Below are 13,996 nucleotides of genomic sequence, written 5' to 3' on the forward strand. Positions count from 1 at the left end.
CGAAGGAGTCTTCTGATGAGTTTCCTTGTCTAACAACCAAAGATTTTATACTTTCTATACACAAAGAATTAGTCATAGCTATGGCATTTTCGTAAATTTCATAGAAATTTGACATTAAAAGCAAATCATAGGTTTTTACAAAAAAGTGAATTTTTTCTTGCTCAAAAAAACGATAAAAAGTTAAAAAGTTAATATCTTCATATAAATAGATATGAAGTCTTTTATCTTGTAAATCTTGGCTAAAATCATTTAAATGCAAAGCAATGTATATAAGTTCTATTTCAGGTTCTATAACACAAATACAATCTTTAAGTGGATTTTTCAATAATTCAAAAATTAACATACCATTGCCAATTCCAAAAAAGATTAAAAAAGGATGTCTTTTGTAATTTTGCTCATAAAAAGATAAATTATCTAAAGCATTTTGTATGCAAAATTGTTTTGTCTTGTGATCATAAATATCGTAGTTTTTTTCAAAAAGTTCAAATCTTTCGTTAGATTTTACTTGTAAGATTTTATCAGCTAAGCTTGTATTGATTTCTTTTAAGACTTGTAAATTTTTAGAAAAATTAAGTTCAAGTAACATTATAATTCCTTATTTATATTTTTTTAAGCAAAAGCACAAATCATTCCAAAAAATACTGCTCCTTTAGTGCTGTGCCAAACTTTATATCACAATTTGCTTTTTTACCAAGTATGATAGGTAAAAATTTAGGATGCAAACCAAGGCTTGGTCTTACACTTTTTACATTTTCTAGTGTAAAAATTTCACCTTTTTTGATGTCTTTGCTAGCATATAAGCTTCTTGCAAAATGGCGGTTTTTTAAGGTTTTTTCATTTATTGTTAAGCTAGCTTTACCTAGTGCTTGCTCGCTTAAGCGCACCATAGAGCACATTTGTTTAAACTCTTCATAATCAAGACTAAATTTAGCATCAGCACTATTTAAAGTTTTATCTAATATAAAATGTTTTTCTATAACTCTTGCGCCAAGAGCTACGGCTAAAGTAGGTGCTAAAAATCCCTCGCTATGATCACTTAAACCTACAATAGTATTAAATTTTTCTTGTAAAGTTTTTATGACATTTAGATTTAAATCACAAATTTGTGAGGGATAAGCTGAAGTGCATTTTAGCAAAATCAAATTTGGATTGTTTTCTTCTTGAAAAATTTTAGCAATCATTTCAAGTTCTTCTTCATAGGCTATGCCTGTAGAAACTAAAGTAGGTTTATTTTCTTTTGCTACATAACGCACAAAATCATAATCATTTACTTCAAAAGAAGCAATTTTATAAGCTGGTGGATTAAATTGTCTTAAAAAATTTACATCTTCTTTAGAAAAAGGACTAGAAAAGCAAATTAAACCTTCGTTTTTGGCGCATTCAAAAAGCTTCTCATGCCATTCATAAGGTGTTTTAGCTTCTTCATATAGTTCATATAGTTTGCGTCCATGCCATAAACCACCTTCAATAATAAAATCTTTTTTATTAGAATTTAGTGTTAGGCTATCTGGGGTGTAGGTTTGAATTTTTATAGCATCAGCTCCTGCTTGTTTGGCTGCTTGTATAGTTTTTAAAGCTACTTCAAGGCTATTTGCATGATTAGCTGAAAGCTCGGCAATGATAAAAACTTTTTCATTTATATTAAAATTTTTTATAAACATCAAAGGCCTTTTTTAATTTAAATAAAAATTTACTATATTTTATATTTTAATTATTAATTATGATTAAAGGTTTATGTTAGTAAAATAAATTTATTATAAGTTTCTAAGGAAAAAGCTATGACTAAAACACTTGAATATTCAATTTATCATTTTTGTGAGCATATTTTAAAACTTAAAATTGCACCAACAAGTGTAATTAGAGGTGAGCTTTATGGGGCTTCTATACCTTTATATTTTAAAGATGAAGAATATAGTTTTTATTTGTTCTTCCAAAAAAAAGCTTTAAATGAAATTGCATTATTTTTATTACATGAAGAATTAAAAGAAGACGGTTTGGCAGATTTGGTAAAAGAAGTGGCTAATCAAATCATAGGTTATGCTAAAAAACTACTTAATGATACTAATGGTAAAGATGAGTATCGTTTGGGTGTTCCTGAATATTTAGGACGTATTGATGGGTTTTCAAAAATCAAGCTCAAAGAAAAATTTACCTATGAGATGAAAAATGCTCGTTTTAGAATAGGTTATAAAAAATTATGATAGAAGATCATTTAGGGTTATTGCAATCTTATGAAGATATTTTAGATATTAGCGTTGACTTTGTTAGTGAACTTGGTACGACTAATATGAGTGTAAAAGATCTTTTAAAATTAGAAGTAGGTTCTGTGATAGATCTTGAAAAGCCAGCAGGTGAAAGTGTGGAACTTTACTTAAACAAAAGAATTTTTGGTAAGGGCGAGGTAATGGTGTATGAGAAAAACCTTGCTATAAGGATTAATGAGATTTTAGATTCAAAATCAGTGTTGCAGTATTTTAAAAAAGAATTGCAATGAAATTTATTTGGATTTTGCTACTTGCTTTGCCTCTTTTTGGGGCAAAAATTCTTGATTATAATATCTATCCAAGAGAAGATAGGGTAGATATCACTTTTTCATTTGATGTTCCTTATAAAGAAGGTATTAGTCAAAAGAGAAAAGGCGATATTATTATTTTTACATTAAATGCCCAAAGTGCTAAAGAAGAGAACAAGACGTTAAATTCTAATATTGTTAAAAAAATAAAAATTTTTTCAGAAGATAAAAAAACTTTCATAGCTTTAAGTATCGGTGATAAAATACAAATTAATGCAGATGCAATTGGCGAATATGGATTAAGATTACGCGCGCAAAAAGAGGGTGTAAATTTAACTACCAAAAAAAGCTTAGATGAAAAAAACGAGGAAATAAAAATGCAAGAGTATGATTTTACAAATTATATTTTAGTTGTAAGTGTTTTGGTGCTTTTGCTTGTTGGACTTTGGTTTTTAAAAATATATTTAAGACAAAAACATCCTTTGGATAGAAATTTTAATTTAATCTTTCAAAGACCACTTGATAGACACAATCAACTTGTAGTTTTTGAGTATGCTTTGAAGCGTTATACTATGATCATAGGAAATTCTAATGTAGTATTAGAAACAAGTGAAGCTTTGATAAAAGACGAAGAGCAAAATAAAACACCGCAAAAGCCAAAAGAGAAAGACTTTGATTCTTATTTTGAAGAAAACAAACAAAGATTACAAAATTTACTTTTAAAACAAAACAATTAATTTTTTTGATTAAAAGCTAAAATGATAAGTTTTGGTTTTGAAATCTTTTTAATCTCTTCTTTTGAAAAATAAATTTGCTTTTTATCTGAGTAAATATACAAAGTGTGATTTTTTAGCATAAAATCAAGATTTATATCGGTATCTTTTGCAAGTTTCTTTGCCAATGCTAGAATAAAATTAAGCCAAGATAATATATGATTGTTTGGTAATAATTCTTTAATATGTTCAATAACTAAAGGATTAATGCTTTTTCCATTAGCCTTTAAAAGTGTAGATATGAGTAAAATTTCCTTGTGTGAAAAGCCAAAATGCAAGCCATTTAAAGCCATATAAGCACTATGCTCATTAGCAAAATAAAAATTAACTCTTTCTCCAATATGTGCTAGTTTTGCTGCATTTAAAAGATCTTTTTTGAAACTAATATCAACTTTATGAATAGGTAAAAGTGTATCAAATAATTTATTTGCAAAATACGCACTTTTATCATTATAATCTATATTAAAACGATCTTGTAAAGATTTTAAACTTGGATTAAAATTAGGTGGAAATTTAGCATTAAATTTTGAAAAATCAATAGTGTCGTTTTTTATCTTGGCGTATTTTTGAAAAAGATTGGACAAAAACACACCCTCTCTTACACCCACTGCTGAGGTGATAATGTTTTTAGCTTTTAGTTTTTTTGCTAAGGCTAGAAAGATCACACAACCTTCTTTTATGGTGTCAAAACGATCTTTTTTGATATTAAAATCAACTAAATTTTTAGCATTTTGAATTTTTTCTATATGATTTTTTTCTTCTTCAAAATCATATATAAAGTTATGGATCATTTTGAAAGGATAGGAATTTTTTTTCATTATAGAATTTGACAATGCTCTTAAACTTCCACCTATAGCAATGATATTTTCATTTTGAAAATGCTTTGGGATTTGTGTTAGTGTTTCTTGTATAAACTGATTTAATGCGTTAAATTTTTTAGTATCATAAAAAATTTCTTTTAATCTTACTGTGCCAAGATCAAGTGAAATGCAATCCACAATTTTACCTTCTTTAATCAAGCAAAGTTCAGTTGATCCGCCACCTATATCTATAGTGGTTGCATTTTGAATATTTGATAGTAAATTTAACGCAGCGAGACCACCTAGAAATGATTCTGTTTTTCCATTAATGCATTTTATATTTAAACCTACATTTTTTGATATTCTAGTAATAAATTCTTTTGCATTAGGTGCATCTCTTAGCGCAGAAGTTCCAACAGCAATAATTTTTCTACATTTTTCTTTTAAAGCTTTTTCTTTAAAGTAGGATAAAGCTTTTTCAGCTTTAAGCATGGCTTCTTCTTGAAGAATTTTATTATTGTTATAAGCATTTTCTCCAAGTCTTACTTTCTTTTTGTGTTCACTGCAAATAAAAAAACCATATCTTGATGTTCTTTCAAAAATCACCATACGAACAGAGTTAGAACCAAGATCAATTACTGCTGTTTTTTTAGCCATCAAATATCTTTATTTTTATGTTTTAAGCGAAGTTCGTCAATGCTTTCTACATTGTCAGGATCAGGTATGATACAATCTACTGGACAAGCTACTATACAAGCTGGCTCTGAAAATTCATTCACACATTCAGTGCAAAGATCAGGATCTATAACATAAATTGGATCATTATCATAAATTGCTTCATCCGGACATTCTTCTCTGCATGCATCACAGGATATACATTCTCTAGTGATTAATAGTGACATATTTTTCCTTTTATTGAGTAATAAAGCTAACTTTATACTATATAAAAACTTATATGTAATTTAAAGTAATAAAGAAAAATAAAATCTAATTTTTAGAATGAATTAATCATTCTAAAAATTTTTTAGTTAGTTTTTTTAGGAAAACAAAAGCGATATCCCCTACGACGTACAGTCTCTATAGTGGAGATATTAAGCGGTTTATCCATTTTCTGTCTTATTTGATTGATTGCAACTTCTATAACATTTGGAGTTACAAGTTCAGGTTCTTCCCAAATAGCATCTAAAAGTTGTTCTTTTGATACGATTTGATCAGAATGTCTAGCTAAATGAGTTAAAACTTCAAAAGGCTTTCCTTTTAATTCTATATCTTTTCCTTGGTAAGTGATTTTTTCTTCATCAGGATCAATCACCAAATCATCAATTTTAATCACATTAGTTCCACCAAATCTAAGTCTAGCTTCAATTCTTGCCATTAAAATTTCAAAGTCTAAAGGTTTTTTTATATAATCATCTGCTCCAGCTTTTAAAGCTTTGATTTCATTTTCTTTGTCTGCTTTTGCGCATATTGCTACTATAGCAGTTCGCGGGGATTTTTGTTTGATAGCATTGATCAAATCACTTGCATCATTATTACCAATAATCCAATTTGATAATACTAAATCATAATGTCTAATACCTATAAAATACTCAGCGTCTTTAAAATTTTCTGAAGTATCACTTTGGTAGCCAAACTCGTTTAAAGTGTTTGATAAAGTTTTATTAAGTGATGCTTCATCTTCTACAACTAAAATACGCATTTTATTCCTTTGAAGATAGTTTTAGTGCAAAAGTATAACACAAATTAAGCAAATATTCAAAATTCTTTAAAAAAATTTTAATATTTTTTACTTAGACTGGCTCCAACGCATGCATTTTTGATAATATCAGGTTTATAGCAAGTGATATTTATAAATTTAAGCTTTTTATTATGTTTTTTAATATCTTTGCATATGTATTTTAGAGATTTTTCTATAGTTTTAAATTTTTTCTTTTTATAAATTTTTTCTATTCTAGTACATAATTTTGCATAATCTAAAAATTTCTTACTTTTAGCTTCTAATTCTATTAAGACTTTTTGCTCTTGAATTCTTTCAAAATCTAAAAGTCCTATAATGCATTTAAATTCCAAGTTAACTTTTATATGACTTTGCATTCTTGTTTTCCAATTAGTCTTAAAATATTTGGTATATGCTTATAAACTACTATAAAAGCAATGATAAATATCGGTGCATGCGTATTGATTACAGGCATATCATAATGAAATACAAAAGAAGTTATAATTAAAACAACCAAGGCTCCAAGCGAAGCTAAGCTTGAAATTTTAAACACTTTTCCTATAACAAACCAAGCTAAAATTGCAGACATGATTTCAAAAGGTAAAAATACTGCTAAAACTCCAGCTCCAGTAGCTACTCCCTTACCACCTTCAAATTTTAAATAAGGAGAAAAGCAGTGTCCAAATACTGCTAAAACAGCCATAGTCCATAAGATATTTTCATCATAAGCTAAAAATTTTGCCACTAATATAGGTATAATTCCTTTTAGTGCATCTAAAATAATAGTCGCAACAGCAAGTGTTTTGGCAAGTTTAGGGTCGCTTTCTTTTACCACTCTTAAAACATTAGTAGCACCTATGCTTTTACTACCTGCATTTTTAATATTTGTTTTGGCAAAAATTTGAGCTAGTAAAAGCCCAAATGGTATAGCACCTATGAGATAAGCTAAAAGATAGATTATTAAATTTTCCATTTATTTTTTTATCCTGATTTTATAAAACTTTATAAAATGATAGCAAAAAACCCTGAAATAAATATTTAAGATATATCTTATCCTATAATAATTTTTATTGTCAAATAGAAATTTTTTATTTTGTTTAAAGAAAATTATAGATATATTTTCAATAAGTTTATTTTAAATAGGCTTTATTTTATCTTATTTAGGAGTGGATAATGAAAAAAATTTCATTATTAGTTGCATCATCATTATTAGTTGCATCAACTGCTTTTGCTAATGATAAAGCTTTGCTTGATGAAGCAAAAGCTGCAGGTTTAGCGCCTTTACCAAAGGATCAAGCAGGCGTTGAAAAATTGTTAAAAGAAATGGATGTTAAGGCTAGTAAATTCTCTAAAGAAAAAGCTAATCTTGGTAAGAAATTATATTTTGAACCAAGACTTTCTAAAAGTGGCTTGATTTCTTGTAATACCTGTCATAATTTAGGTATGGGCGGTACCGATGGTATAGCAGCTGCTGTAGGACATAAATGGACAGCTAATCCTCATCATTTAAATTCTCCAACAGTTTATAACTCAGTTTTAAATTCGACTCAATTTTGGGATGGTAGAGCAGGTACTTTAGCAGATCAAGCAAAAGGGCCAATCGAAGCAGAGCCTGAAATGGCAACACCTGCTAAATTAGCAGTAGAAAAAATAGCTTCCATGCCAGAATATGTAAAAGAATTTAAAAAAGTGTATGGTAGTAGTGGAGTAACTTTTGATAATATTGCAGATGCTATTGCCACATTTGAAAGAACGCTTTTAACTCCATCTAAATTTGATAAATTCTTAGAAGGTGATACAAAAGCATTGAGTAAAAAAGAAAAAGAAGGTCTAAAAACTTTCATTGATAAAGGTTGTACAGCTTGTCATACAGGAGTAAATTTAGGTGGTAGCATGCAAGCTTTCCAAGTAGCAGCTAAATACAAATTTGCAAATGTAGGGGATTTTAAAGGTGATGCAAATGGTTTGGTTAAAACTCCAACCTTAAGAAATATTGCTGAAACGGCTCCATATTTCCACAATGGTGCTATTTGGTCTTTGCAAGAAGCAATCAAAGAAATGGGTAGTGTACAACTTGGTATAGAAATTTCTGATAAAGAAGCAGCTTCTATAGAAACTTTCTTACATGCTCTAACAGGTAAAAAGCCTAATATTACTTACCCTCAACTTCCAAAAGCAACTGAAAAAACTCCAAAGCCAGAGCTTTAATTTAAATCTTAAGACGCTTTTTTGCGTCTTAAGCTTACTTTATATAAAATCAAGATATAATTACTGCTTTTAGCCATTAAAGCTTTCTAAATTTATGTTTATGCATAATGCTTTATGGTGCTACCAAAATATTTTAAGAAAGGATAGCTGTATGTATGCTATTATAAAACACAGTGGAAAACAATACAGAGTAAGCCAAGGTGATGAGCTTAAACTAGATCGTTTTGAAGCTGAAACAAAATCAAGCGTAGAAGTAAGTGAAGTTCTTGCTGTATGCGATAAAGAATTAAAGGTAGGTGCGCCGTTTGTTGCGGGTGCAAAAGTTGTTTTAGAAGTGATTGCTCATGGAAAAGACAAAAAAGTTGTGATTTACAAAAAAAGACGTAGAAAAGACTCAAAGTTAAAACGCGGTTTTAGAAGACAATTTACTCGCGTTAGAGTAGTAGATATTAAAGCTTAAGGAGTAAAGAATGGCACACAAGAAAGGTCAAGGTTCAACTCAGAATAATCGTGATTCTATAGGTCGTCGTCTAGGTGTTAAAAAATTTGGTGGAGAATTTGTTCGTGCTGGTAACATCATCATTCGCCAAAGAGGAACAGCAACTCATGCGGGTAATAATGTAGGCATAGGAAAAGATCATACAATTTTTGCTTTAATTGATGGTTTTGTAAAATTTGAAAGAAAAGATAAAAATAGAAAAAAAGTTTCTGTTTACCCTGCATAATTTTAAGGCTACTTTGTAGCCTTTTTCTTCTTTTTAATCTTAATATATTAAAAAAAATATAATATCATTTTAAAAAATTTATACTTTGGTGATTGTATGTTTATAGATAATGTAAAATTAGTTTTAAGTTCAGGTAATGGTGGTAAAGGTGCTGTGAGTTTTCGCCGTGAAAAACATGTTCCACTTGGTGGACCTGATGGTGGTGATGGTGGAAATGGCGGTGATGTATATTTTATATGTGATAACAATACTCATACGCTAGCACACTTTAAAGGTAAAAAAGAACTTAAAGCACAAAATGGCCAGCCGGGTCTAGGTCGTAATAAAAATGGCAAAAGAGGGGAGAGTTTAGAATTAGTTGTCCCTCAAGGCACTCAAGTAATTGACGCACAAAGTGGGGAAGTTTTACTTGATATGCTAGTAGAAGGCCAAAAAGAACTCTTTTTAAAAGGCGGTAAAGGTGGTCTTGGCAATACTCATTTTAAAAACTCTACTAATCAACGCCCAGATTATGCTCAACCAGGTGTAGCAGGAAAAACCTTAAGCGTGCGCTTAGAATTAAAACTCATAGCAGATGTTGGACTTGTAGGCTTTCCAAATGTAGGAAAATCCACTCTTATAAGTGTAGTGTCTAATGCAAGACCTGAAATAGCTAATTATGAATTTACCACTTTAACTCCAAAACTTGGTATGGTTGAAGTAGATGATTATAATTCTTTTGTGATGGCAGATATCCCAGGTATTATAGAAGGTGCAAGTGATGGTAGAGGTTTGGGGCTTGAGTTTTTAAGACACATAGAAAGAACTTCTTTTTTACTTTTTGTGCTTGATCCATTAAGAGAAATGAGTTTAAAAGAGCAATTTTGTATTTTAAGAAAAGAATTGGAAAAATTTTCAAGCAAGCTTTATGCAAGAAATTTTGGCTTAATGCTTTCAAAAAGTGATAGTGTAAATTTAGGCGAAGAATTTGCACAAAAAATGGAAGATGATTATAATGAGCTAAAAGCTTATTTGCAAAGTCAAAATAATCCACAAAGTTTTTTTGTTAAAGTATCAAGCCTTGAAAAAATAGGTTTAAAAGAGCTTAAATTTATGCTTTTAGAAGAAGTTAAAAAAATTAGAAGTCAAAATAATTTTTGATGGGTAAAAATTTAACTATAGATTTTATTCAAGAATATATCAAGTCTAGTTTTAAAGGCTTGGTGTATAAATTTACTTATAAAGAACATAGCTTTTTTTATAATCCCGATAGGGTTTTAAAAAACGGAGTTTATTTTTGCACTATTAAAGAAAATGATGGCATAAATGATAAAGCTTCGAATTTAAATAGAGAAGGTGTGTTTCGTCTAAGTTGCTCTCTTTGTGATCAAGATTACCAAAATCTTTTTGGTCAAAAACCTAAAAAGGCTTTAAAGGGTGAGGTTGTTAGTTTAAATTATGATTTTTCTATGCTTGATTTTATCATGCCTCATCCAATTTATGCTTATATGGGATATATTTGTATTAATAATCCATCAAGAAAAAATTTTGAAATTTTTAAAGATTATCTTGATCTTTCATATCAAAAAGCTATAAAAACTTATAAAAAAAGGATAGTAGCATCATGAAAAATATCATTTTTATGGGAACTCCCTCTTATGCAACTTGTATTTTAAAAGAGCTTGTCGATAAAGGATTTAATATCCAAGCTTTATTTACTCAACCTGATAAACCTGTGGGTAGAAAACAAATTTTAACCCCAAGTGATACTAAAAAATTTGTTTTAGAAAATAATTTAAATATAGAAATTTTTACTCCAAAAAGCTTAAAAGATGAAAATATAATCAATGGAATAAAAAGCTTGAAACCTGATTTTATAGTTGTTGCTGCTTATGGGAAGATTTTACCAAAAGAAATTTTAGATATTGCTCCTTGTATCAATTTGCATGCCTCCTTGCTTCCTAAATATCGTGGTGCTTCACCTATACAAAGTGCTATTTTAAATGGGGATAAAATAAGCGGGGTTTGCACTATGCTTATGGAAGAAGGGCTTGATAGTGGTGCAATTTTAGAAAGCATAGAATGTGATATCGCAGGTAAAAATTCAGCTGAGGTTTTTACTATGCTTTCCAATTTAGCAGCTAAGCTTACTATTTCTACGCTTTTGAATTTTGAAAAAATTGTCCCAAAAAAGCAAGATGAAAGTTTGGTTACACATTGTAAAAAAATTAAAAAAGAAGATGGGTTGATTGCTTTAGATAATGCAAGTGAAATTTATCAAAAATTTCTAGCTTTTACACCTTGGCCCGGAGTTTTTTTAGAAAATGGTTTGAAATTTTTAGATATAGAATTAGTTGATAGTGAAAAAACTCAAAAATCAGGTGTGATTTTACAAATAGAAAAGGAAAGCTTTTTGCTTTCATGTGCAAAAGGTATTTTAAGGATTAAAACTTTACAAGAAAGTGGAAAAAAAGCTTTAGATGCTAAGACTTATTTAAATGGAAAAAGGTTAAAACTTGGAGATAGTTTATTTTGATGAGCTTGAATCAACTCAAGTTTATTTAAGTGAAAAAATTCGTAGTGGAGAGATTACTAGCAATACAGCCATTTGTGCTTTTATCCAAAGTGCCGGTATAGGTAGTAGGGATAATACTTGGCAAAGTAAGCAAGGAAATTTACATGTATCTTTTTGTATAAAAACTCAAGAATTAGCACAAGATCTTCCTTTAGCTTCTGCTAGTATATATTTTGCATTTTTAATGAAAGAAGTATTGCAAAGACAAAATTCAAAAGTATGGATTAAATGGCCTAATGATTTTTACATAGAAGATAAAAAAATAGGCGGATTGATGAGTTCTAAAATCAATGATTTTTTGGTTGTAGGAATGGGGGTTAATCTTAAATATGCTCCATTTAATGCTGAAATTTTAGACATAGAAGTGGATATAACAAAACTTTTAAATGAGTATTTTTCTTATGTAGGTGAGAAAATTTTATGGAAGAATATTTTTAGCAAGTATATGCTAGAATTTGAAAAATCAAGAAATTTTTTTATACATAATGAAGGTAAGATTTTATCTTTAAAAGATGCTTTGTTGTATAAAGATGGTTCTATATTGTTAGATAATAAAAGGATATATAGTTTAAGATGAGTGAGATAATAACTATTGCAAATCAAAAAGGTGGGGTAGGTAAAACTACTACGGCTATCAATCTAGCGGCTTCTTTAGCAGTAGCTGAAAAAAAGGTTCTTTTGATAGATATTGACCCACAAGCTAATGCTACAACAGGACTTGGTTTTAATAGAAGTAATTATGAGTATAATATTTACCATGTTTTTATAGGCAGGAAAAAACTTTCTGAAATCATTTTAAAAACTGAACTTCCACAATTATACTTAGCCCCATCGAATATTTCTTTGGTTGGAATTGAGCAAGAAGTAGTAAAAGAAAGTGGAGAATATAGAACGATTTTAAGGGAAAAAATCAAAGAAATTGCTAAAGATTATGATTTTATCATCATTGACTCACCTCCTGCACTTGGAAGTATTACAGTAAATGCTTTTGCAGCAAGTGATAGTGTTATTATTCCTATACAATGTGAGTTTTATGCGCTTGAAGGTGTTGCGATGGTTTTAAACACTATTAAATTTGTGAAAAAAACTATCAATCCAAAATTAAAAATAAAAGGCTTTTTACCAACTATGTATAGCTCACAAAATAATCTTTCAAAAGATACTGTAGAGGATTTAAAGAAAAATTTTAAACAAAAACTATTTAGAACAGGTGATAATGAAGATGATTTCATTATCATACCAAGAAATGTAAAACTTGCTGAAAGCCCAAGTTATGGAAAACCTATTATACTTTATGATATAAAATCCCCAGGCTCAGTGGCGTATCAAAATTTAGCATATTCTATATTAGGATAAAAAATGGCAAAAAAAAGTGCATTAGGAAGAGGTTTAAGTAGTATTTTGGCTGATATTGATGAGGTTTATGAAAAAGAACTAGGTTCCAATGAAGGCAGAATAGAAGAAATTGATATAGATCTAATTAGTCCAAACCCTTATCAACCAAGAAAAAATTTTGATGAACAAGCTTTAGAAGAACTTGCAGGTTCTATTAAAGAGTATGGTTTGATTCAGCCTGTTGTGGTTTTTAAAAAAGATGAATTTGATTATATTTTAATAGCGGGTGAGAGAAGATTTAGAGCATGTAAGCTTTTAGAAAAAGAACAGATTAAAGCTGTAGTTTTAAATGTAGATGATATAAAATTACGTGAACTTGCTTTGATAGAAAATATCCAAAGAGAAAATTTAAATCCCATAGAATTAGCACATTCTTATAAAGAATTACTAGAAATTCATGATATCACTCAAGAAAAACTAGCAGATCTTATTCATAAATCAAGACCACAGATTGCTAATACTTTAAGACTTTTAAATTTAAATGAGCAAACACAACATTTTATTATAGAAGGTAAAATTTCACAAGGACATGCAAAAGTTTTAGTAGGACTTGAAAAAGAAGAAGAAAAAATGATAGTTGATACCATCATAGGTCAAAAACTTAATGTAAGAGATACAGAAAAGTTAATTAAAAATTTTAAAAAAACAAACCAATTGGAAAAAAATATAAATTCAAATAAACAATATCAATCTATAATAAATTTAAAAGAAAAAATTGAATCTTTAGGTTTGAAAGTAAATATAAAAGATTTAAAAATTACTATTAATTTTGCAAACGAAAGTGAAGTTAGAGAATTTCTAAAGGTATTCAATTAAATATGCTTTTAGGTATGTTTTGCTATAATTTCGCGTTAATTTAGATTTATTTAGGAGTATTAATGTTTAATGATGTACATTTTTCCATCATGATAGCCACTGGTGTCATTTTTTTGCTTATGATAGCAATTTTAAATTCTATACTCTATAAACCTTTGATTAAATTTATGGATTCTAGGGATTTAACCATAAAAAATGACGAAGAAAAAATGAAAAAAAATTCTGATGATGTTTCAAATGTAGAAAGTGAGTTGGAAAAAATTCATATTCAAACAAGAGATGAAATTAACCAAATTAAAGTAAAAGCAATAGAAGAAGCTAAATTAAAACAAGAAAAAGAATTATCAACAAAAAAAAGAGAATTGGAAGATCAAATGCTTGTTTTTCTTAAAAGTCTAAGAGAAAAAGAAAAAGAATTAAAAGAAGAAATGCGTTTAAAAATGCCAGAATTTAAACAAAGCTTTAAAAATAGCTTGAGTAAAATTTAAGGAAAGTT

At 28.8% G+C, this 13,996-nt stretch carries 19 protein-coding genes and 1 pseudogene; 13 read left to right on the forward strand and 7 right to left on the reverse strand.

Translation table 11 applies throughout. The features are described from left to right. A pseudogene (locus CAMP5060_RS04045) lies at positions 1 to 586 on the reverse strand (hypothetical protein); the annotation flags it as partial. Between the two features lie 40 nt (positions 587 to 626). Continuing rightward, entirely contained in the window at positions 627 to 1,661 is a 1,035-nt protein-coding gene (gene pseI / locus CAMP5060_RS04050; protein WP_337217953.1) for a pseudaminic acid synthase, read from the reverse strand. 117 nt (positions 1,662 to 1,778) lie between these two features. Between pseI and CAMP5060_RS04055 the strand changes: the two genes are divergently transcribed. Genes CAMP5060_RS04055 through CAMP5060_RS04065 form a run of 3 tightly spaced genes read left to right on the forward strand, consistent with a single transcriptional unit; the run spans position 1,779 to position 3,249 of the window. Continuing rightward, on the forward strand, positions 1,779 to 2,201 hold the full coding sequence (locus tag CAMP5060_RS04055; RefSeq protein WP_087699344.1) for a hypothetical protein: 423 nt from the start codon (positions 1,779 to 1,781) through the stop codon (positions 2,199 to 2,201). Further along, a complete protein-coding gene (fliN, locus tag CAMP5060_RS04060; protein ID WP_087699346.1) occupies positions 2,198 to 2,494 on the forward strand; it encodes a flagellar motor switch protein FliN in 297 nt (98 codons plus the stop codon). Before CAMP5060_RS04055 ends, fliN begins: the two co-directional genes overlap by 4 nt. Continuing rightward, on the forward strand, positions 2,491 to 3,249 hold the full coding sequence (locus CAMP5060_RS04065; RefSeq protein ID WP_087699348.1) for a hypothetical protein: 759 nt from the start codon (positions 2,491 to 2,493) through the stop codon (positions 3,247 to 3,249). The genes fliN and CAMP5060_RS04065 overlap by 4 nt, the downstream gene beginning before the upstream one ends. Here CAMP5060_RS04065 and CAMP5060_RS04070 read toward each other — a convergent pair. The 5 genes from CAMP5060_RS04070 to plsY all read right to left on the reverse strand — a co-directional run bounded on the left by CAMP5060_RS04070 (position 3,246) and on the right by plsY (position 6,775). Then, positions 3,246 to 4,742 carry a Ppx/GppA phosphatase family protein gene (locus CAMP5060_RS04070; RefSeq protein WP_087699350.1) on the reverse strand — a complete coding sequence of 499 codons (1,497 nt, stop codon included), beginning with the start codon at positions 4,740 to 4,742 and terminating at the stop codon, positions 3,246 to 3,248. The two genes, CAMP5060_RS04065 and CAMP5060_RS04070, sit on opposite strands and share 4 nt — an antisense overlap. Continuing rightward, positions 4,742 to 4,987 carry a YfhL family 4Fe-4S dicluster ferredoxin gene (locus CAMP5060_RS04075; RefSeq protein ID WP_012660922.1) on the reverse strand — a complete coding sequence of 82 codons (246 nt, stop codon included), beginning with the start codon at positions 4,985 to 4,987 and terminating at the stop codon, positions 4,742 to 4,744. The genes CAMP5060_RS04070 and CAMP5060_RS04075 overlap by 1 nt, the downstream gene beginning before the upstream one ends. A gap of 122 nt (positions 4,988 to 5,109) precedes the next feature. Further along, positions 5,110 to 5,784, reverse strand: a complete 675-nt coding sequence (gene hsrA / locus CAMP5060_RS04080; RefSeq protein WP_087699351.1) for a homeostatic response regulator transcription factor HsrA — start codon at positions 5,782 to 5,784, stop codon at positions 5,110 to 5,112. A gap of 77 nt (positions 5,785 to 5,861) precedes the next feature. Further along, positions 5,862 to 6,179: a dihydroneopterin aldolase gene (locus tag CAMP5060_RS04085; protein WP_214135607.1), complete on the reverse strand. Its 318-nt coding sequence runs from the start codon at positions 6,177 to 6,179 to the stop codon at positions 5,862 to 5,864. Further along, positions 6,164 to 6,775 (reverse strand): glycerol-3-phosphate 1-O-acyltransferase PlsY, encoded by a 612-nt coding sequence (plsY, locus tag CAMP5060_RS04090; RefSeq protein ID WP_087699355.1) that lies wholly within the window; start codon positions 6,773 to 6,775, stop codon positions 6,164 to 6,166. Before plsY ends, CAMP5060_RS04085 begins: the two co-directional genes overlap by 16 nt. 200 nt (positions 6,776 to 6,975) lie before the next feature. On the opposite strand from plsY, the gene CAMP5060_RS04095 reads away from it, so the two are divergent. From CAMP5060_RS04095 to CAMP5060_RS04140, 10 genes are all read left to right on the forward strand, one after another. Further along, positions 6,976 to 8,010 carry a cytochrome-c peroxidase gene (locus CAMP5060_RS04095; RefSeq protein WP_337217954.1) on the forward strand — a complete coding sequence of 345 codons (1,035 nt, stop codon included), beginning with the start codon at positions 6,976 to 6,978 and terminating at the stop codon, positions 8,008 to 8,010. A 151-nt stretch (positions 8,011 to 8,161) separates the two neighbouring features. Continuing rightward, positions 8,162 to 8,470, forward strand: a complete 309-nt coding sequence (gene rplU / locus CAMP5060_RS04100) for a 50S ribosomal protein L21 (protein WP_257941900.1) — start codon at positions 8,162 to 8,164, stop codon at positions 8,468 to 8,470. Positions 8,471 to 8,480: 10 nt separating this feature from the next. Further along, the gene (gene rpmA, locus CAMP5060_RS04105; RefSeq protein ID WP_039649045.1) at positions 8,481 to 8,735 is read left to right on the forward strand and encodes a 50S ribosomal protein L27; all 255 of its coding nucleotides are present in this window, start codon (positions 8,481 to 8,483) and stop codon (positions 8,733 to 8,735) included. A 96-nt stretch (positions 8,736 to 8,831) separates the two neighbouring features. Further along, complete coding sequence (gene obgE, locus CAMP5060_RS04110; RefSeq protein WP_337217955.1) at positions 8,832 to 9,875, forward strand: GTPase ObgE; 1,044 nt, start codon at positions 8,832 to 8,834, stop codon at positions 9,873 to 9,875. Continuing rightward, on the forward strand, positions 9,875 to 10,342 hold the full coding sequence (locus tag CAMP5060_RS04115; RefSeq protein WP_337217956.1) for a DUF6194 family protein: 468 nt from the start codon (positions 9,875 to 9,877) through the stop codon (positions 10,340 to 10,342). Before obgE ends, CAMP5060_RS04115 begins: the two co-directional genes overlap by 1 nt. Continuing rightward, the gene (fmt, locus tag CAMP5060_RS04120) at positions 10,339 to 11,250 is read left to right on the forward strand and encodes a methionyl-tRNA formyltransferase (RefSeq protein WP_337217957.1); all 912 of its coding nucleotides are present in this window, start codon (positions 10,339 to 10,341) and stop codon (positions 11,248 to 11,250) included. Before CAMP5060_RS04115 ends, fmt begins: the two co-directional genes overlap by 4 nt. Next, entirely contained in the window at positions 11,231 to 11,866 is a 636-nt protein-coding gene (locus CAMP5060_RS04125) for a biotin--[acetyl-CoA-carboxylase] ligase (RefSeq protein ID WP_337217958.1), read from the forward strand. Before fmt ends, CAMP5060_RS04125 begins: the two co-directional genes overlap by 20 nt. Further along, positions 11,863 to 12,645, forward strand: coding sequence for a ParA family protein (locus CAMP5060_RS04130; protein WP_087699369.1), 783 nt, complete (start codon positions 11,863 to 11,865; stop codon positions 12,643 to 12,645). The genes CAMP5060_RS04125 and CAMP5060_RS04130 overlap by 4 nt, the downstream gene beginning before the upstream one ends. Before the next feature lie 3 nt (positions 12,646 to 12,648). After that, the gene (locus tag CAMP5060_RS04135) at positions 12,649 to 13,500 is read left to right on the forward strand and encodes a ParB/RepB/Spo0J family partition protein (protein WP_087699371.1); all 852 of its coding nucleotides are present in this window, start codon (positions 12,649 to 12,651) and stop codon (positions 13,498 to 13,500) included. Between the two features lie 62 nt (positions 13,501 to 13,562). Next, positions 13,563 to 13,988, forward strand: coding sequence for a FoF1 ATP synthase subunit B' (locus CAMP5060_RS04140; protein WP_087699373.1), 426 nt, complete (start codon positions 13,563 to 13,565; stop codon positions 13,986 to 13,988). Positions 13,989 to 13,996 lie beyond the last annotated feature (8 nt).

Source organism: Campylobacter sp. 1569 (assembly GCF_024723675.1).
GTDB classification, from domain to species: Bacteria; Campylobacterota; Campylobacteria; order Campylobacterales; family Campylobacteraceae; genus Campylobacter_D; species Campylobacter_D jejuni_C.

Bases quoted from the DNA above. Each gene is read 5' to 3' on its own strand.
- pseI (WP_337217953.1), bottom strand. From the start codon at position 1,661: ATGTTTATAAAAAATTTTAATATAAATGAAAAAGTTTTTATCATTGCC.
- CAMP5060_RS04055 (WP_087699344.1), top strand. From the start codon at position 1,779: ATGACTAAAACACTTGAATATTCAATTTATCATTTTTGTGAGCATATT.
- fliN (WP_087699346.1), top strand. From the start codon at position 2,198: ATGATAGAAGATCATTTAGGGTTATTGCAATCTTATGAAGATATTTTA.
- CAMP5060_RS04065 (WP_087699348.1), top strand. From the start codon at position 2,491: ATGAAATTTATTTGGATTTTGCTACTTGCTTTGCCTCTTTTTGGGGCA.
- CAMP5060_RS04070 (WP_087699350.1), bottom strand. From the start codon at position 4,742: ATGGCTAAAAAAACAGCAGTAATTGATCTTGGTTCTAACTCTGTTCGT.
- CAMP5060_RS04075 (WP_012660922.1), bottom strand. From the start codon at position 4,987: ATGTCACTATTAATCACTAGAGAATGTATATCCTGTGATGCATGCAGA.
- hsrA (WP_087699351.1), bottom strand. From the start codon at position 5,784: ATGCGTATTTTAGTTGTAGAAGATGAAGCATCACTTAATAAAACTTTA.
- CAMP5060_RS04085 (WP_214135607.1), bottom strand. From the start codon at position 6,179: ATGCAAAGTCATATAAAAGTTAACTTGGAATTTAAATGCATTATAGGA.
- plsY (WP_087699355.1), bottom strand. From the start codon at position 6,775: ATGGAAAATTTAATAATCTATCTTTTAGCTTATCTCATAGGTGCTATA.
- CAMP5060_RS04095 (WP_337217954.1), top strand. From the start codon at position 6,976: ATGAAAAAAATTTCATTATTAGTTGCATCATCATTATTAGTTGCATCA.
- rplU (WP_257941900.1), top strand. From the start codon at position 8,162: ATGTATGCTATTATAAAACACAGTGGAAAACAATACAGAGTAAGCCAA.
- rpmA (WP_039649045.1), top strand. From the start codon at position 8,481: ATGGCACACAAGAAAGGTCAAGGTTCAACTCAGAATAATCGTGATTCT.
- obgE (WP_337217955.1), top strand. From the start codon at position 8,832: ATGTTTATAGATAATGTAAAATTAGTTTTAAGTTCAGGTAATGGTGGT.
- CAMP5060_RS04115 (WP_337217956.1), top strand. From the start codon at position 9,875: ATGGGTAAAAATTTAACTATAGATTTTATTCAAGAATATATCAAGTCT.
- fmt (WP_337217957.1), top strand. From the start codon at position 10,339: ATGAAAAATATCATTTTTATGGGAACTCCCTCTTATGCAACTTGTATT.
- CAMP5060_RS04130 (WP_087699369.1), top strand. From the start codon at position 11,863: ATGAGTGAGATAATAACTATTGCAAATCAAAAAGGTGGGGTAGGTAAA.
- CAMP5060_RS04135 (WP_087699371.1), top strand. From the start codon at position 12,649: ATGGCAAAAAAAAGTGCATTAGGAAGAGGTTTAAGTAGTATTTTGGCT.
- CAMP5060_RS04140 (WP_087699373.1), top strand. From the start codon at position 13,563: ATGTTTAATGATGTACATTTTTCCATCATGATAGCCACTGGTGTCATT.